Origin of the sequence: Streptomyces diastatochromogenes (assembly GCF_002242805.1) — a bacterium.
GTDB lineage: Bacteria > Actinomycetota > Actinomycetes > Streptomycetales > Streptomycetaceae > Streptomyces > Streptomyces diastatochromogenes.
Genome location: NZ_MCGQ01000044.1, coordinates 25,838 through 41,803 on the forward strand (window position 1 = coordinate 25,838; position 15,966 = coordinate 41,803).

The following is a 15,966-nucleotide window of genomic DNA, read 5'->3' on the forward strand; positions in this document are numbered from 1 at the left end:
TCAGCCCGTGTACGCCGCGAAGATCTTCGCGAACTCGTAGGGGGACTGCGGGACGTTGGTGCACTGGTACAGGGCGCCGGTGCAGGCGTTGCGGTCCCGGGTGGCCTCCCAGAAGGCCAGCTCCCCGAGGTGCTTGCCCTGGGCGAAGGAGACCAGTTGGCGGGCGTCGGACTGGTCGTAGACGTGGCCGTCGTCGTTCTGGCCGAGCATCGGCGTCACGCCGGTCATCGCCCAGATCTGGGCGTCGCTCCTTCCCGGATAGAGCGATTTCAGCTGGGTGAAGGTGCTCTGCGCGGCCTGGAGGGCGGCGTCGCCGTAGTCGACGCTCCGGTAGTAGTCCATGGCCATGATGTTCACGAGGTCGAGGTCGACGCCGGCGTCCCGCGCCGCCTTGACCACGTTCAGGCCGTCCGAGGTCAGGCCCTCCGGGAGCACGGGGAGCGTGAGGGAGATCCGCAGCCCGGGGTGGGCCTGCTGCAGACGGGCCAGGGCCTGGGAACGGCGGCTGATCGAGGCCGGGTCGGCGACGGCCGCGCCCTCGATGTCGAAGTCGACGTAGGTCAGGTTGTACGCGTTCACGACCGCGTTGTACTCGGCGTAGAGGGAGTCCACCGAGTCGCAGGCCTGGGCCAGTTCGATGCCGGACGCGCCGCCGAAGGAGACCTTCACATCGCCGCCGTTCGCCCGGATCGCGTCGATCTGGTCCTTGGCCCAGCCGTCGCGCGGGTCATAGGCGTTGAACCACATGGCCTTGCAGCCGGAGGCGGTGATGAACGCCATGGTGTAGCTCTTGAGCCCGCTCGCCGAGGCCATGTCGGGCATGCTCGGGGTGGGCCACGCGCCCATGTCGAGGTAGGGAGCGGTGTGCACGCCGCCGCCCGGCTGGGTGCCTCCGGAAGCGGTCGTACCGCTGACCGCCGCGCTGTAGGCGGAGACGTTGCCCGCGGCGTCCCGGGCCCGCACGCGGAACGAGTAACTGGTGCTCGCCTGCAGTCCGGTGGCGGTGTACGAGGTTCCGGTCACCGTGACGGGCGTGCCGCCGTCGCGCGATACCTCGTAGCCCGCGACGGATCCGGAGTCGTCCGTGGCGGCCGTCCACCGCACGGTCAGCGACGAGCTGGACGCGGAGCCCACGGTCACCCCGCCGGGCACGCCGGGCGGGGTCGTGTCGCCGCCCCCCGAACCACCCGTGCAGGGCGCGCCGTTGAGCCGGCAGTTGGCGGGCGTACCGGTGCCGCTCGACACCCACCCGAAGGTGGTGCTCGCGCCGGGCGCCAACGAGCCGTTGTACTCACGGTTCTTGAAGGTGTAGTGGCTGCCGCTCTGGGTGAGCAGCGCGTCCCAGTACGAGCCGACCGTGGTGCCGGAGGGCAGGTCGAACTCGACGGTCCAGGCGGACACGGTCGTAGTGCCGCCGTTGGTGAGGGTGTAGGCGCCCTGGTAACCGCCGTCCCAGGTCGAGGTCTTGGCGAAAGACGCCGTGGGCGAGCCCGCGGCGAGTGCGGGCGGTGGGGACAGGAGCAGGAGGAGTGCGCCGAGGAACAGGGCGACGAGTGCGGATGGTCTTCGCATGTTGCTGCCTCCACAAGGGGGGTGAGCGCCGGGGCGACGCGCGAGGCTGCACGGGATTGGTCCATACCAAGTGATGGCATGTACATATCGATCGGATGGACCCTCGTCAAGAGGCCGACGCCGTCCGGGACCGGCCTGGGGGACCGAGGTGCGCGCCCGCATCGGCGGGGGCCCCGGCTCGCTCACCGCCCGCGACCCCTACGATGTCCCCGATGCACAGCACCGGACAGCACACCCAGCGACCGCCCCGGCGGCGGCTTCGCGCGCTGTTCGTGCTGGCGGTGCTGACCGGGCTGTTGGGGATGCATGCCCTTGGGCCCGGTGGCGGCACGGGGCACGCGGAGCATGCCCGGGCCGCGCACACGATGGTCACGGTCATCGCCCACGACGACTGTCCCGAGGGTGCCGGGCACTGTGGCGGCCACCGGATGCACCACGCCGATCCCACCTGCGCGTCGGGCGCCGTGAACGGCGGTCCGCACCTGCCCGCGCTCGTACCCGACCCCGTGACCGCCCCCGCACCGGCCACCGACCCGCGCGCGTGCGCGGTCACGGCGCCGGACGGGGCCCGTGCGCCACCCTCCCTGGCGGAACTCCAACTCCTGCGGATCTAGAGGCCGCGACGACCGCATGCCCTGCGGTCGTCCTCCCACGCGTGCCCGAAGACAGCTTTCGAACAGCAGGAGTTCCCGCATGACCACCCATAACCTGACACGCCGTGCCGCACTCGTCGCGGTGACCGGTGTCGCCTCTGTCCTCCTCGCCGCCTGCGGCGGTGGCGCGGGCGGCGCCCACGCGGGCCACGGCACCTCGGCGAGCCTGAGCCCGAGCGCGTCCAGCACCGGCACGCCCCACAACGCCCAGGACGTCGCCTTCGCGCAGGGCATGATCCCGCACCACCAGCAGGCCCTGGAGATGGCGCGGCTCGCCGACGGCCGGGCCTCGTCGGCCCGGGTGAAGGACCTCGCCGCCCGCATCGAGAAGGCGCAGGACCCGGAGATCCGCACCATGACCGGCTGGCTGAAGGCCTGGGGCGAGCAGGTGCCGATGGCCGGCATGGACCACTCGGGTCACACCGGCATGTCCGGGATGTCCGGGATGTCCGGGATGTCCGGGATGATGAGCGACGACGACATGGCCGCCCTCAAGAAGGCCACCGGCAAGGACTTCGACACGAAGTTCCTGTCCCTGATGGTCGAGCACCACCAGGGCGCCGTCGAGATGGCCACCACGGAGAAGAACAAGGGCCGGTACGGCCCCGCCCAGGGCATGGCCGACGACATCGTCGGCGCCCAGAACGCCGAGATCAAGGAAATGAAGCAGCTCCTCGGCAAGAGCGGGAGCTGACCGAGCGGGCAGGGGGCCGGACGCGTGCCCGGCCCCCTGCCCCCGTCTCAGCCGGCCGCGCCGAGCACGTTCTCCAGCGCGCCCAGCGCGGAGCGCAGCTCCTCGGCCGTGATGGTCAGCGGAGGCGCCAGCCGGATCGTGGAGCCGTGCGTGTCCTTGACCAGGACGCCCTCCCGCATGAGGCGCTCGCTGATCTCCCGGCCGGTGCCGATGGCCGGGTCGACGTCGACGCCCGCCCACAGCCCGCGCGCACGGAAGCCGGTGACGCCCCGGCCGACCAGCTCGGCCAGGCCGTCGTGCAGGACCTGCCCCAGCTCGGCCGCCCGGCGCTGGAACTCGCCGGTCTCCAGCAGCTCGACCACCGCCGTGCCGACCGCGGCCGCCAGCGGGTTGCCGCCGAACGTGGAGCCGTGCTCACCCGGGTGCAGCACGCCCAGCACCTCGCGCCGGGCCACCACCGCCGACACCGGCACGATGCCGCCGCCCAGCGCCTTGCCGAGCAGCAGCACGTCCGGGACGACGCCCTCGTGCTCGACGGCGAGGGTACGACCGGTGCGGCCGAGGCCGGACTGGATCTCGTCCGCGATGAACAGGCAGCCCTTGCGGCGGGTCAGTTCACGGACGCCGGCCAGGTAGCCCTCGTCCGGGATGACGACCCCGGCCTCGCCCTGGATGGGCTCGAGCAGCACCGCCGCCGTCGTCTCGTCGACGGCCTCCTCCAGCGCGGCCAGGTCGTTGTACGGCACGATCCGGAAGCCGGGCGTGAAGGGGCCGAAGCCGGCGCGGGCCGTCTCGTCCGTGGAGAAGCTGACGATCGTCGTCGTACGGCCGTGGAAGTTCTCCGCCGCGACGACGATCGTGGCCTGGTCGGCGGGGACGCCCTTCACGTCGTACGCCCACTTGCGGGCCACCTTGATGCCGCTCTCCACCGCCTCCGCGCCGGTGTTCATCGGCAGCACCATGTCCAGGCCGGTCAGCTCGGCGAGCCGCTCGGCGAACTCGGCGAGCCGGTCGTTGTGGAAGGCGCGGGAGGTGAGGGTGAGCCGGTCGAGCTGGCGGTGCGCGGCCTCGATGAGCGCCGGGTGCCGGTGGCCGAAGTTGAGCGCCGAGTAGCCGGCCAGCATGTCGAGGTACCTGCGGCCCTCGACGTCCTCCACCCAGGTGCCCTCGGCCCGGGCGACGACCACGGGCAGGGGGTGGTAGTTGTGCGCGAGGACCGGCTCCTCCGCCTTGATCAGGTCGTCGGACGTGCGCTCGTGCGCGGGTGCGGTCATCAGCGGATCTCCTGGGTGCAGCACTTGATGCCACCGCCGGCCTTGTGGAACTCCGACAGGTCGACGGGGACGGGGACGTAACCGTGGTCGGCCAGGCGCTCGGCCAGTGCCTCGGCCTTGGGGGCGATGAAGACGTGCCGGCCGTCGGACACGGAGTTCAGACCGAACGCCATCGCGTCGTCGCGGGTGGCGAGCACCGCGTCCGGGTAGAGGCGCTTGAGCACCTCCCGGCTCCCCGGGGAGAAGGCCTCCGGGTAGTACACGATGTTTTCTTCGTGCCCGCCGTCGAGGACGAACAGCGCCGTGTCCAGGTGGTAGAAGTACGGGTCCACCAGCGTCAGACCGATCACCGGGTGGCCGAGGAACTCCTGCGCCTCGCGGTGGGCCTCACGGGTGGTGCGGAACCCGGTGCCGGCCAGCACGTACCGGCCCGTCCACACCAGGTCGCCCTCGCCCTCGGTCACCGACTCGGGGCGGTAGACGTCGTAGCCGGCCGACTTGAACCAGGTGTCGTAGTGGACCGACTCGGGGCGCCGCTCCGGCGCGTGGAACAGCGAGCCGAAGACCCGGCCGCCGACCACGAACGCCGCGTTGGCGGCGAACACCATGTCGGGCAGGCCCGGGACCGGTTCGACCGCCTCGACGGCGTGGCCGTGGGAACGGTAGGCGCGGATCAGCTCCTGCCACTGCTCCTGGGCCAGATCCACGTCGACGGGCGTGTCGGGATGCATCCAGGGATTGATCGCGTACTGCACGGCGAAGTGTCTGGGTTCGCAGACAAGGAAGCGCCGGGCGCGCGGCACACGACTTTCGGCCACAGAGGGTTTCCTCCGCTTTCCTGTGTGTCACTGAGGGGTGGCACCACGGTAGAAAGCGAGGGAGGCGCGCGACAAGAAACGAAAGCTGCGTGCATGCGCAGCATCGCTGCGTTCTCACCAGGGAGAACGCACGAGAACTGCGCGTGTCGGGGTTTACGGCGCGATCACTCGGGTGCGGCGTGGGTGGCGCCCGCTTCCGGGCTTTCCGGGAGGAGGTGGGACAGCACCATCACGCTGATCGTCTTCCGGATGAACGGTTCAGCACGGATCCGCTCCAGCACCTCCTCGAAGTGCTCCACGTCCCGCGCCCGTACGTGCAGCAGCGCGTCCGCGCCGCCGGTCACCGTCATGGCCGCGGTGATCTCCGGGTGGTTGCGCACCACCTCCGCCAGGCGCCGCGGCGGGGCCGCTCCCTCGCAGTACACCTCGACGTACGCCTCGGTCCGCCAGCCGAGCGCGGTGGGCTGCACGGTCGCCGTGAACCCGGTGATCACACCGGTCTCCCGCAGCCGGTCCACGCGCCGTTTGACCGCGGTGGACGACAGACCGATCGCCGCGCCGATCTCGGCGAAGCTGGTCCTGGCGTTCGTCATCAGCGCGGTGATGATCTTCCGGTCGAGGTCGTCGAAGGAGGCAGTCCTGCTGTTCATGCGGGCACTGTAATCAGCCACGCCCGCGACGAGCGTCCTACGACTGGGTGACGACCATGGCGAGCGTCAGCAGCCCCAGCACCACCCATCCGAACCACAGCCAGCCGTTGCTGCCGAGCGCGACCGTGTAGGCCGTCACGACGACGAGCCCGCCGACGGTCATCGCCCCCATCGCCTTGGTGGAACCGTTCGTGGAACCGGGCATCGCGACACCCTCCTCATGGTCCGTTCCTGACCATGGTGCCCCGAACACCGCCCGAACGGCATACCGCGGACTCAGCTCTCCCGCGCGTTGAGCGAGGCCAGATAGGCGTTGTACGCCTCCAGCTCCTTGTCGCCGTCCCGGTCGGCGGCCCGGTCCTTGCGCTTCGCCTGCCGCTGCTCGGAGCCGTACCACTGGAACAGCAGCGCGATCAGCACCAGCACGGACGGGACCTCGCTGAACGCCCAGGCGATGCCGCCGGCCGCGTTCTGATCGGAGAGCGCGTCGATGCCGAGCGAGGCGGGCGGGATCTTGAACGTCTCCACCATCGGCTCCGACGCCATCATCAGCGCGATGCCGAAGAACGCGTGGAACGGCATGCCGGCGAACAGCTCCAGCATCCGCATCAGGTGGTTCGGCCGGTGGGGCCCGGGGTCCACGCCGATGATAGGCCAGAAGAACACCACACCCACGGCGAGGAAGTGCACCATCATCGCGATGTGCCCGGCCCTCGACCCCATCAGGAAGTCGAAGATCGGCGTGAAGTACAGCGCGTACAGGCTCGCGATGAACAGCGGGATCGTGAACACCGGGTGGGTGATGACCTGCATGTACCGGCTGTGCAGCAGCGCCAGCAGCAGCTCACGCGGCCCCTTGCGGCCCTTGCCGGCCACCGGCAGCGCGCGCAGCGCCAGCGTGACCGGGGCGCCCAGCAGGATCAGGATCGGCGACAGCATGCTGATCACCATGTGCTGCACCATGTGCACGCTGAACATGACCATGCCGTAGTCGTTCAGCTTGGTGCACATCACCAGCGCGATGGTCAGCACACCGACGACGTACGACACCGTACGGGCGACGGGCCACGTGTCCCCACGCCGCCGCAGCCGCACCACACCCCAGCCGTACAGAGCCAACCCGGCCAGACAGGCGACCAGAAAGAACGGATCCGCCGACCACTGGAGGCCCCGCCCCAGCGTGAACGGCGGCAAGTCCATCATCATGCCGTGCCCGCTGTGATCCATCCGGCGGCTCCTGATTCGTGGGGGTTGTACGCGTCTGTCCGCCCTCAAGACTAGAACCGCCCCCGGTCACGGCTGTGACCGGGGGCGGGTTGTTCTCAGGTGAACCGCAGCGGGTGAACTACAGCACGCACTCCGCCTCGTCGTACCGCTCCGCGGGAACCGTCTTCAGCGTCTCCACGGCCTCGGCCAGCGACACCATCACGATGTCGGTCCCGCGCAGCGCGGTCATCATCCCGAACTCCCCGCGGTGCACGGCCTCCACCGCGTGCCAGCCGAACCGCGTGGCCAGCACCCGGTCGTAGGCCGTGGGCGTGCCGCCTCGCTGCACATGCCCCAGGATCACCGGCCGCGCCTCCTTGCCGAGCCGCTGCTCCAGCTCGATCGAGAGCTGCCGGGCGATCCCCGCGAAGCGCTCGTGACCGTAGATGTCCTTGCCGCCCTCGTCGAACTCCATGGAGCCGGGCCGCGGCTTGGCCCCTTCCGCGGCGACCACGATGGCGAACCGCTTGCCCGCCTCGAACCGCTCACCGACGCGCGCGGCCAACTCCTCGATGTCGAAGGGCCGTTCCGGTACGACGACGGCGTGGGCGCCGGCCGCCATGCCGGAGTGCAGCGCGATCCAGCCGGTGTGCCGGCCCATGACCTCCACGACCAGCACGCGCTGGTGGGACTCGGCGGTGGTCTTCAGCCGGTCCAGGGCCTCCGTCGCCACGCCGACGGCCGTGTCGAAGCCGAACGTGACGTCCGTGACGGCGATGTCGTTGTCGATGGTCTTCGGGACACCGACGACGGGCAGGCCGTTGTCCGACATCAGCCGGGCCGCCTTCAGCGTGCCCTCACCGCCGATCGGGATGATCGCGTCGAGGCCCAGTTCCTCGACATGGCCCTTGGCCCGCTCCACACCGTCCCGCAGATGCGAGGGCTGGACCCGGGAGGAGCCGAGGATGGTGCCGCCGCGGGCCAGGATGCCGCCCACGGCGTCGAGGTCGAGCTTCATGTAGTCGCATTCCAGGAGGCCTTTCCAGCCGTCCCGGAAACCGATGACCTCGTCGCCGTGGTCGGCGACGGCACGGTGCACGACGGACCGGATGACGGCGTTCAGGCCGGGGCAGTCGCCGCCGGACGTGAGGACACCAATGCGCATAGCCCGAAATACCTTCTCAACGTGGGCCGGGAAACCGGACCACGTCGTCCGGCGGATTCCCGGCCACCCTACCGGCGTGAGGGGGTGGCTCCGTAGCGGGCGTCCGCCTGCTGGACGCCCCCGCACATGTGAGCGGACGGCCCGTCAGGCGGGCCCACTACGAGCCTGCCGGAACCCGCTGAAAAGTCCCTGACGTGACGCTTACGCCGGCTGCTGCGCAGCAGCGATGCGCTCGTTGCGGAGCGCGTCGTACCAGCGGTCGTCGATCGGCGGCAGCGCGTTGACGTCGAGCGCCAGCTTCAGCAGCAGGTCGGCGATGAGCGGGTTGCGGGCCAGCACCGGGCCGTGCATGTACGTACCGAAGACCGTCCCGTTGTACGCGCCCTCCGTGCCGTCCCCGGTGCCGTTGCCCCGGCCCAGGCGGACCTGGGCGAAGGGGCGGGCGGTGGGGCCGAGGTGGGTGACGCCCTGGTGGTTCTCGAAGCCGGTCAGCTGGGGCAGGCCGAGCTGCGGGTCGATGTCCGCGAGGACGTCGCCGACGCACCGCTCGCCCTCGCCGCGCACCGAGACCACGTCGAGTAGGCCGAGGCCCGGCTCGCGCTGGCCGAGGTCGTTGATGAACTCGTGGCCGAGGATCTGGTAGCCGGCGCAGACGGAGAAGACGATCGCGCCGTTCTGCACCGCCCGCTGCAGGTGGCCGTCGCGCCGAAGCCGCTCGGCCGCGAGCCGCTGCGGCCGGTCCTCGCCGCCGCCGATCAGGTAGATGTCGCCGGAGGTCGGGATCGGCTGGTCGCTGCGCACGTCCAGCCGGGCCACGTCCAGGCCGCGCTGCCGGGCCCGCCGCTCCACGACGAGCGCGTTGCCCTGGTCGCCGTAGGTGCTCAGCAGGTCCGGGTAGATCCACACCAGCCGCAGTTGGTTGTCGCTCATGAGGTGATCGCCCTTCCTGATCAGTTGCCGACGCGGCGGCGCAGGTCCTGGAACGCGGTGTAGTTCGCGATGACCTCGATGCGTCCCGGCGGCGCCATCTGGACGGCCTGGTCGAGGTTGTCGCAGACCTGGAAGTGCTGGTTGGCGACCTCCAGACGGACGGCGAGGTCCAGCTTCCGGTCGCCGATGACGAAGATCGGGTGGCCGGTCAGCCGCGTGTAGTCGACGTCCCACAGCCACGAGGTGTCCGTGCCGTCGGCGCCGCGCGCGTTCACGGACAGGATCACCGGGGTGGGCGGCGGGTCGATCAGGGAGAACGTCTCCAGCCAGCCGGCCGGGTTCTTCGCCAGCAGCAGCCGCAGGTCGCGGCCCTCGAACTGGACGACGTCGTACCGTCCGGCGACCGCCTGCACCTGGTACATCCGCTCCAGGGCGACCTGGGGCGGCACCCCGAAGACGGCGGCGACGGCCGCGGAGCTGGCCGCGTTCGCCTTGTTGGCGCGTCCCGGCAGCTGGAGGTGGATCGGCCAGGCGGACCCGTGCGGATCCAGCACATGGTCCCCGGACAGCGCCCAGGTGGGCGTCGGCCGGCGGAAGCCGCACTCGCCGCAGAACCAGTCGTCACCGGGGCGCTGCATCACGCCACCGCACGAGGGGCAGGACCAGGCGTCGTCCTTCCACATCTGCCCGGCTGCGACCCAGATCACATTCGGGGACGAGGAGGCGGCCCACACGACCAGCGGGTCGTCGCAGTTGGCGACGACGACGGCCTTGGACCCGGCCAGACCCTCGCGCCAGTTCTCGGCGAGCATCCGGGTCTCGGCCGCGCGGTCCAGCTGGTCGCGGGAGAGGTTGAGCAGTGCGATGCACTTCGGGTCGGTGTCGCGGGCGACCCCGGCCAGGTACTTCTCGTCGACCTCGATGACGCCGAACTTGGCTTCCGAGCCTCCGGCCAGCGCCGAGGTGATGCCGGCCGGCATGTTCGCGCCGAGCGCGTTCGAGACGACCTCACCCGCGGCCCGCAGGGCCTCCGCGATCAGCCGGGTGGTCGTGGTCTTGCCGTTGGTCGCCGAGACCAGGACGACGTCCAGGTTCTGGGCGAGCCGGGCGAGGAGGTCGGGGTCGAGTTTGAGCGCGACCCGGCCACCGATCACCGATCCGCTGCCGCGTCCCGCGGCCCGGGACGCCGCTGCGACCGCCTTGCCCGCGGTCACGGCCAGCTTGGCCCGCGGCGTGAGCGGGTCCGAGTTGCCTGCCATCAGTTCTCGATCCTCCTTGCGTACGCGCCGCGCCTGGGGCCATCCGGCAACGTGGTGTGGACCTCAGCCTATCGAGATCCATTCGCACACCCGAATCCCGGCCCATGCCAGTGCGGCGGGCATGAGCTGAAGGAACCGTACCCTTGCCGCCATGCGACACGGCTCGATCCCGGGCGCCCGCGGGCGCGTCCGGCCTCTTTCCCTCCTCCACGACCCCGTCCTGCACGCACCCTGCGGGGACGTCACGGACTTCGGCCCCGAACTGGCCGCACTCGTGGAGGACTTGTTCGCGACCATGTACGCGGCCCAGGGGGTGGGCCTGGCCGCGAACCAGATCGGGGTGCCGCTACGGGTGTTCGTGTACGACTGCCCCGACGACGAGGACGTACGACATCTCGGACATATCGTGAACCCGCGCCTGGTGGAGGCGGACGGTGTGGTGATCCGGGGCCCGGAGGGTTGCCTGTCCCTGCCGGGCCTGGAGGCAGGGACGGAGCGTTACGACCACGCGGTGGTCGAGGGCTTCACGGTGACGGGGGAGCCGGTCACCGTGCATGGCACAGGATTCTTCGCCAGGTGCTTGCAGCACGAGTGCGATCACCTGGAGGGCACGGTGTACGCCGACCACTTGACGGGTTGGCGCCACCGCAGACTGATGAGACAAATCTCGCGATCTTCATGGCACCGCTGAGCTGCGTATGTCAGGGGCGGTCAGAACCCCGGACCGCCGATTTTGTCCCCCGCTGCGGCAAGGCGCCCCCACAAAAGATCCGCAAGCGACCGCACCAATTCAGCCCGGGAGCACGGCCGCTCACCCAGCCACCAGTCCCCAGCCGCGTGCATCATCCCGACGATCCCATGCCCCCACACCCGAGCCAGCTGCTGACTCCCGGGCCCGAGATCCAGCCGGTCCTCGATGACCTGAGCCAGCTCCTCACCCATGCGCCGAAGCAGCGGGGCCGAATGCTTGCCGACATCGAAGCCCTGGTCGGCGCCGGTGCTTCCCTCCGCCGGATGCATGAGGAAGCGATACACCTGAGGTCGTGCCTCGATCGCCGCGAGGTAGGTGTCCAACGTGGACTCCACGCGCTCCCGCCGCTCGGCCGGGGCGTCCAGCGCGGCCCGCAGTGAATCCAGCAGAGCGTCCGTGTGCCGCTTGGCCAAGGCCGCGTAAAGCCCGCCCTTGTCGCCGAAGTGGCGATAAAGGATCGGCTTGGTGATGCCGGCCTCCGCGGCGATGGCGTTCATCGAGGCCTGCGGGCCATCACGCAGGACCACTCTGTCCGCGGCCTCCAGCAGCTCGCGCCGTCGGCGGTCGGCGGACCGTTGCTGATCGGTCCGCTGCGTGGTGTCCATGTGCTCTCCCCACCCGTGCTGATTCGGTGACGCCTGCGCAAACTAACACTGTCCGCGCCCCTGACATCGAACGGGATACCGACGCGTCATCGGGAGTTGACTTTTCCTACCGGTCAGTAACACACTCGTGTTACCGCTAGTAACACCAAATGCGCCGCCGCTGGAGGGGACATGGCCGAGTTCACCATGGAGCTCAACGACGAACAGAAGGAGGTCCGGGACTGGCTGCACGGCTTCGCCGCCGACGTGATCCGCCCCGCGGCCGCCGAATGGGACGAGCGTGAGGAGACTCCCTGGCCGGTCATCCAGGAGGCCGCGAAGGTCGGCATCTACTCCCTCGACTTCTACGCGCAGCAGTACTTCGACCCCACCGGCCTCGGTATCCCGATGGCCATGGAGGAGCTGTTCTGGGGCGACGCGGGCATCGCCCTCTCCATTGTGGGCACGGGCCTCGCCGCCGTGGGCGTTCTCGCCAACGGAACCGAGGAGCAGATCGGCACCTGGATCCCCCAGATGTACGGCGACGCGAACGACGTCAAGGTCGCCGCGTTCTGCTCCTCCGAACCCGACGCCGGCTCCGACGTCGCCTCCCTGCGCACGCGTGCCGTGTACGACGAGGCCAAGGACGAGTGGGTGATCAACGGCACGAAGACCTGGGCGACCAACGGCGGCATCGCCAACGTCCACGTCGTCGTCGCGGTCGTCGACCCGGAGCTGGGCTCCAAGGGCCACGCCTCCTTCATCGTCCCGCCGGGCACGCCGGGGCTGTCCCAGGGGCAGAAGTTCAAGAAGCACGGCATCCGCGCCTCGCACACCGCCGAGGTCGTCCTGGAGAACGTGCGCGTTCCCGGGTCCTGCCTGCTCGGCGGCAAGGAGAAGCTGGACGAGCGGCTGGCGCGGGCCCGGGAGCGGGCGAAGAAGGGCGGCATGGGGGTCCCCCCGCTCGAGCGAAGCCGAGAGTGGGGGAGGGTGAAGAACGCGGCGATGGCCACGTTCGAGGCGAGCCGCCCCGCGGTGGGGGCCATGGCGGTGGGCACCGCCCGGGCCGCCTACGAGGTGGCTCTCGACTACGCCACGACCCGTGAGCAGTTCGGGCGGCCGATCATCGACAACCAGGGCGTCGCCTTCCAGCTCGCGGACATGCGCACGCAGATCGACGCGGCCCGGCTGCTGGTGTGGCGGGCCTCGTGGATGGCGATCAACGGGAAGCCGTTCACCGCGGCCGAGGGGTCGATGTCCAAGCTGTTCGCCAGCGAGACGGCGAAGAAGGTCACGGCGCAGGCGATCCAGATCCTCGGCGGCAACGGGTACACCAGGGAGTACCCGGTGGAGCGGATGCACCGGGACAGCGCGATCTACACGATCTTCGAGGGTACGAGCGAGATCCAGCGTCTGGTGATCGCCCGCACGCTGTCGGGCATGCCCATCCGCTAACGATGCCTGAGCGGCGTCAGCTGCTCGATGTCGTACCGCTTCCGGAGTTCCTCGATCGCCGCGTGGTCCGGTGGGCCGCCGCTGCCGAGGATCTCCAGCAGCTCCTCGAAATAGTGCTCGTGATCGGGGGGCGGGGACGCCTGGAAGAACATCTTGGTCGGGGAGTCCGTCGGGTTGGCGAAGGCGTGGGGGCAGCCGGGAGGTACGACGATCACCGTGCCCGGGGTTGCCCGTACCACCCGGTTGCCCGAACTCGACTCCCACTTCTGCCAGTTGTCGGGGGTGCGGATGCGGGGCTCGAAGGCGAGCACGTCCAGCTCGCCTTCGAGGACGTAGAACAACTCCTCGCTGCGCGTGTGCACATGGGCACCGACGTCGAAGCCCGGCGGGACCTCCACCTCGAAGGTGGAGGCCGTCCGTGAATGGGTGCCGGTGACCTTGAACGTCACGCGCTGGGCGGACGTCTCGACCACGCGGCCGTGGCCCGGAGGCACGAGCAGTCCCTCGGTCGTGGTCATCAGCCGCTCACCACGTCACGGGCAGGGCCGCGGGCCCGCGGATCAACGCGCCCTTCCGGAAAGGCACCTGCCCGGGCGGTACGGCGAGCCGCAGGCCCGGCACCCGGTCCAGCAGGGCGTCCACCAGCAGCTCCGACTCCAGCCTCGCCAGCATGCCGCCGGGGCAGTGGTGCGGGCCGAAGCCGAACGCCACGTGCGGGTTGGGGCTGCGGGAGAAGTCGATCGCCTCCGGGTCCGGGAAGACGTCCGGGTCGCGGTTGGCGGCCAGGTAGGAGACGTGGACCGGGTCGCCCGCGCGGATCCGTACGCCCCCGATCTCCACGTCCTCCAGGGCGATCCGGGGGAGGCCGACGGCGTTGCGGTGCGGGATGTAGCGCAGCAGTTCGTCGATCGCCCGCGGGCGGATCGCGGGGTCGGAGCGCAGCCGTTCGACCAGGTCGCGTCGGGTCAGCAGCAGGTGGAACATCTGCCCGCTGTTGTTGGTGACCGCCTCGCCGCCGATCTGGAGGAGGACGGCGAGGCCGACGGCCTCCTCCAGGGTGACCTCGCCCCGGCCCACGGCGGCGCCGAGCAGCGAGGTGACGTCCTCGGCCGGGCTGCCCTCGCGCAGCCCGATGAGGTCGGAGAAGTAGGCGCTCATCTCGCGCCTGGCCTTCTCGCCGGCCTCCTTTCCGTGCGCGGAGGACCGGATCAGCAGGGTCCAGGTGTGCATGGCATGCCGGTCGGCCGCCGGGACGCCCATCAGCTCGCAGATCACCGCGATCGGGAAGGGGCTGAGGATCGTCGCCGTCAGGTCGGCGGGCGGGCCGTCCTGGAGGAGTTCGTCGACCAGCTCGTCCAGCATGCCGCGCGCCTGCTCGCGGATCCGCTCCACACCCTTCGCGGTGAACGCGGCGGCGACCGAGCGGCGCAGCCGGGTGTGGTCGGGCGGGTCCAGGACGCCGACCGCGCCCCGGTCCGGGATGTGGTGCGGGGCGAGCCGGGTCACCTGTCTGCCCATGACCGCCTCGCGGCTGAAGCGGGGGTCGTCGGTCACCATGCGCACGTCGTCGTACCGGGTGACCAGCCACGCCCAGCCCTCGCCGTTGGCCAGCTGGACGCGGGTGACCGGACCCTCGCGCATCAGGTCGGCCAGCACCGGGTCGAAGTCCGTCCCGGTCGGATCGACGGCCGGCCAGTGCCGGACCGGGGGCAGGGTCTCGGTGACGGTCTCCTCGCTCATCGCGTGATCCCGCCGTCCTGGACCCAGCGGCCCACGGTCATCTCGGCGGTGATGCCGGGACCGAACCCGGCCAGCAGCCCGCGCGCCCGGTGCTCGGCACCGCCCTCGTCGAACAGCCGGCGCAGCGCGTCCAAAACGACGGCGCTGGCGATGTTGCCGTACTCGGTGAGCGTGGACCGGCTGAACCGGAAGGCGTGCGGGTCGACCTGCAGGAACTTGCTGAGGTCGTCGAGGATTCGGGGCCCGCCCGCGTGGATGATGTAGAAGTCCAGGTCGGCGGCGTCCCAGCCGTGCGTGCCCGCGAGGTCCTGGAGCGCCGGGGCGAGCGGCTCCATGGTGGTCGGCACCCGCTTGTCCAGCAGGAAGTGGAAGCCGGTCGCCCGGACGTCGTACGCGATCCAGTCCTCGGTCTTGGGGATCAGGTACGAGCCGTTGCGCTCCAGCTGGACGCCCGTGCCGCCCCGGCCGCGCACCACGGCCGCGGCGATGCCGTCGCCGAACAGGCCGTTGGACAGCAGCGATCCGACGCCGAGGTCGGTGGGCTGGTAGCACAGCGAGCAGAACTCGCAGGCCACGATGAGCGCGTTGCCTTCCGGATAGGCCGAGCAGAAGTCGTGGGCCCGGTTGATGGCCGCGCCGCCGGCCGCGCAGCCCAACTGGGCTATGGGGAGCTGGCGGGTGGTGGACGAGAAGTCCATCTCGTTGATCAGCCACGCGGTCAGCGACGGCATCATGAAGCCCGTGCACGACACGTAGATGATGACATCGATGTCGGAGGTCAGGACCTCCGCGTCGTCCAGGGCCCGCTGGATCACCGCGGGGACACGGGCTTTCGCCTCGGCCTCGTAGAGCTTGTTGCGCTCCTCGAACCCGGGGTGCTTCAGGGTTTCCTCGATGGGCTGCACGATGTGCCGGGTGCGGACGCCCGTGTTCTCGATCAGCCGGAGGGCCAGCGGCAGCTGGGGGTGGTCCGCGTGGTGCGTACGTGCCAGCTCCAGCGTCTCCTCCATCGTGATCACGTGTTCGGGTACGGACACCGAGGGTCTGCACAAAGTCGCCATGAGCCGTCCCTGCTTTCGCCGTCCGGCGGGCCTGCGCCCACCGGTCAGAAGGTGGTCCACCCAGGTTCACCCGAGGGGGCGACTATCTCTCGTCGGGTTACTCCGAATCGGGGACAACGGGTAGGGATCGGACCTGGAGCCCGTACGACCCCTC

The 15,966-nt window shown here is 70.3% G+C and carries 17 protein-coding genes; 4 read left to right on the forward strand and 13 right to left on the reverse strand.

Annotation, left to right across the window (positions count from 1 at the left end; genetic code table 11):
- Positions 1-1,572, reverse strand: coding sequence for a cellulose binding domain-containing protein (locus BEK98_RS38670; protein ID WP_094221444.1), 1,572 nt, complete (start codon positions 1,570-1,572; stop codon positions 1-3).
- Positions 1,573-1,784: 212 nt separating this feature from the next.
- On the opposite strand from BEK98_RS38670, the gene BEK98_RS38675 reads away from it, so the two are divergent.
- Positions 1,785-2,186, forward strand: a complete 402-nt coding sequence (locus BEK98_RS38675; RefSeq protein WP_208643359.1) for a DUF6153 family protein — start codon at positions 1,785-1,787, stop codon at positions 2,184-2,186.
- A gap of 79 nt (positions 2,187-2,265) precedes the next feature.
- Entirely contained in the window at positions 2,266-2,919 is a 654-nt protein-coding gene (locus BEK98_RS38680; RefSeq protein ID WP_094221445.1) for a DUF305 domain-containing protein, read from the forward strand.
- Between the two features lie 47 nt (positions 2,920-2,966).
- Here BEK98_RS38680 and rocD read toward each other — a convergent pair whose 3' ends face one another.
- The 8 genes from rocD to BEK98_RS38715 all read right to left on the reverse strand — a co-directional run bounded on the left by rocD (position 2,967) and on the right by BEK98_RS38715 (position 10,221).
- Positions 2,967-4,193 (reverse strand): ornithine--oxo-acid transaminase, encoded by a 1,227-nt coding sequence (gene rocD / locus BEK98_RS38685; protein ID WP_094221446.1) that lies wholly within the window; start codon positions 4,191-4,193, stop codon positions 2,967-2,969.
- Positions 4,193-5,011, reverse strand: coding sequence for a dimethylargininase (gene ddaH, locus BEK98_RS38690; RefSeq protein ID WP_094221447.1), 819 nt, complete (start codon positions 5,009-5,011; stop codon positions 4,193-4,195). The genes rocD and ddaH overlap by 1 nt, the downstream gene beginning before the upstream one ends.
- A gap of 164 nt (positions 5,012-5,175) precedes the next feature.
- Positions 5,176-5,661 (reverse strand): Lrp/AsnC family transcriptional regulator, encoded by a 486-nt coding sequence (locus BEK98_RS38695; RefSeq protein WP_094221448.1) that lies wholly within the window; start codon positions 5,659-5,661, stop codon positions 5,176-5,178.
- Positions 5,662-5,698: 37 nt separating this feature from the next.
- Positions 5,699-5,866, reverse strand: coding sequence for a hypothetical protein (locus BEK98_RS48240; RefSeq protein ID WP_101372805.1), 168 nt, complete (start codon positions 5,864-5,866; stop codon positions 5,699-5,701).
- A gap of 71 nt (positions 5,867-5,937) precedes the next feature.
- Positions 5,938-6,888, reverse strand: coding sequence for a cytochrome c oxidase assembly protein (locus tag BEK98_RS38700; protein ID WP_094221449.1), 951 nt, complete (start codon positions 6,886-6,888; stop codon positions 5,938-5,940).
- 118 nt (positions 6,889-7,006) lie between these two features.
- Positions 7,007-8,032 (reverse strand): 6-phosphofructokinase, encoded by a 1,026-nt coding sequence (locus BEK98_RS38705; protein WP_094221450.1) that lies wholly within the window; start codon positions 8,030-8,032, stop codon positions 7,007-7,009.
- 201 nt (positions 8,033-8,233) lie between these two features.
- Complete coding sequence (locus BEK98_RS38710) at positions 8,234-8,962, reverse strand: type 1 glutamine amidotransferase (protein ID WP_094221451.1); 729 nt, start codon at positions 8,960-8,962, stop codon at positions 8,234-8,236.
- A 20-nt stretch (positions 8,963-8,982) separates the two neighbouring features.
- Positions 8,983-10,221, reverse strand: a complete 1,239-nt coding sequence (locus tag BEK98_RS38715) for a Mur ligase family protein (RefSeq protein ID WP_094221452.1) — start codon at positions 10,219-10,221, stop codon at positions 8,983-8,985.
- Between the two features lie 151 nt (positions 10,222-10,372).
- Between BEK98_RS38715 and def the strand changes: the two genes are divergently transcribed.
- Positions 10,373-10,912, forward strand: coding sequence for a peptide deformylase (gene def, locus BEK98_RS38720; protein WP_094221453.1), 540 nt, complete (start codon positions 10,373-10,375; stop codon positions 10,910-10,912).
- Positions 10,913-10,932: 20 nt separating this feature from the next.
- On the opposite strand, the gene BEK98_RS38725 is transcribed toward def, so the two are convergent.
- Entirely contained in the window at positions 10,933-11,577 is a 645-nt protein-coding gene (locus BEK98_RS38725) for a TetR/AcrR family transcriptional regulator (RefSeq protein WP_094221454.1), read from the reverse strand.
- A gap of 171 nt (positions 11,578-11,748) precedes the next feature.
- Between BEK98_RS38725 and BEK98_RS38730 the strand changes: the two genes are divergently transcribed.
- Entirely contained in the window at positions 11,749-13,011 is a 1,263-nt protein-coding gene (locus BEK98_RS38730; protein ID WP_094221455.1) for an acyl-CoA dehydrogenase family protein, read from the forward strand.
- On the opposite strand, the gene BEK98_RS38735 is transcribed toward BEK98_RS38730, so the two are convergent.
- From BEK98_RS38735 to BEK98_RS38745, 3 genes are read right to left on the reverse strand one after another with little or no spacing between them, the layout of a single operon-like run.
- The gene (locus tag BEK98_RS38735) at positions 13,008-13,529 is read right to left on the reverse strand and encodes a cupin domain-containing protein (protein WP_094221456.1); all 522 of its coding nucleotides are present in this window, start codon (positions 13,527-13,529) and stop codon (positions 13,008-13,010) included. The genes BEK98_RS38730 and BEK98_RS38735 overlap by 4 nt on opposite strands.
- A 7-nt stretch (positions 13,530-13,536) precedes the next feature.
- Complete coding sequence (locus BEK98_RS38740) at positions 13,537-14,751, reverse strand: cytochrome P450 (RefSeq protein WP_094221457.1); 1,215 nt, start codon at positions 14,749-14,751, stop codon at positions 13,537-13,539.
- Positions 14,748-15,812 carry a type III polyketide synthase gene (locus BEK98_RS38745; protein WP_094221458.1) on the reverse strand — a complete coding sequence of 355 codons (1,065 nt, stop codon included), beginning with the start codon at positions 15,810-15,812 and terminating at the stop codon, positions 14,748-14,750. Before BEK98_RS38745 ends, BEK98_RS38740 begins: the two co-directional genes overlap by 4 nt.
- Positions 15,813-15,966 lie beyond the last annotated feature (154 nt).

Bases quoted from the DNA above. Each gene is read 5' to 3' on its own strand.
- BEK98_RS38670 (WP_094221444.1), bottom strand. From the start codon at position 1,572: ATGCGAAGACCATCCGCACTCGTCGCCCTGTTCCTCGGCGCACTCCTC.
- BEK98_RS38725 (WP_094221454.1), bottom strand. From the start codon at position 11,577: ATGGACACCACGCAGCGGACCGATCAGCAACGGTCCGCCGACCGCCGA.
- BEK98_RS38735 (WP_094221456.1), bottom strand. From the start codon at position 13,529: ATGACCACGACCGAGGGACTGCTCGTGCCTCCGGGCCACGGCCGCGTG.
- BEK98_RS38695 (WP_094221448.1), bottom strand. From the start codon at position 5,661: ATGAACAGCAGGACTGCCTCCTTCGACGACCTCGACCGGAAGATCATC.
- BEK98_RS48240 (WP_101372805.1), bottom strand. From the start codon at position 5,866: ATGCCCGGTTCCACGAACGGTTCCACCAAGGCGATGGGGGCGATGACC.
- BEK98_RS38730 (WP_094221455.1), top strand. From the start codon at position 11,749: ATGGCCGAGTTCACCATGGAGCTCAACGACGAACAGAAGGAGGTCCGG.
- BEK98_RS38710 (WP_094221451.1), bottom strand. From the start codon at position 8,962: ATGAGCGACAACCAACTGCGGCTGGTGTGGATCTACCCGGACCTGCTG.
- BEK98_RS38680 (WP_094221445.1), top strand. From the start codon at position 2,266: ATGACCACCCATAACCTGACACGCCGTGCCGCACTCGTCGCGGTGACC.
- def (WP_094221453.1), top strand. From the start codon at position 10,373: ATGCGACACGGCTCGATCCCGGGCGCCCGCGGGCGCGTCCGGCCTCTT.
- BEK98_RS38675 (WP_208643359.1), top strand. From the start codon at position 1,785: ATGCACAGCACCGGACAGCACACCCAGCGACCGCCCCGGCGGCGGCTT.
- BEK98_RS38705 (WP_094221450.1), bottom strand. From the start codon at position 8,032: ATGCGCATTGGTGTCCTCACGTCCGGCGGCGACTGCCCCGGCCTGAAC.
- BEK98_RS38700 (WP_094221449.1), bottom strand. From the start codon at position 6,888: ATGGATCACAGCGGGCACGGCATGATGATGGACTTGCCGCCGTTCACG.
- rocD (WP_094221446.1), bottom strand. From the start codon at position 4,193: ATGACCGCACCCGCGCACGAGCGCACGTCCGACGACCTGATCAAGGCG.
- BEK98_RS38740 (WP_094221457.1), bottom strand. From the start codon at position 14,751: ATGAGCGAGGAGACCGTCACCGAGACCCTGCCCCCGGTCCGGCACTGG.
- BEK98_RS38715 (WP_094221452.1), bottom strand. From the start codon at position 10,221: ATGGCAGGCAACTCGGACCCGCTCACGCCGCGGGCCAAGCTGGCCGTG.
- BEK98_RS38745 (WP_094221458.1), bottom strand. From the start codon at position 15,812: ATGGCGACTTTGTGCAGACCCTCGGTGTCCGTACCCGAACACGTGATC.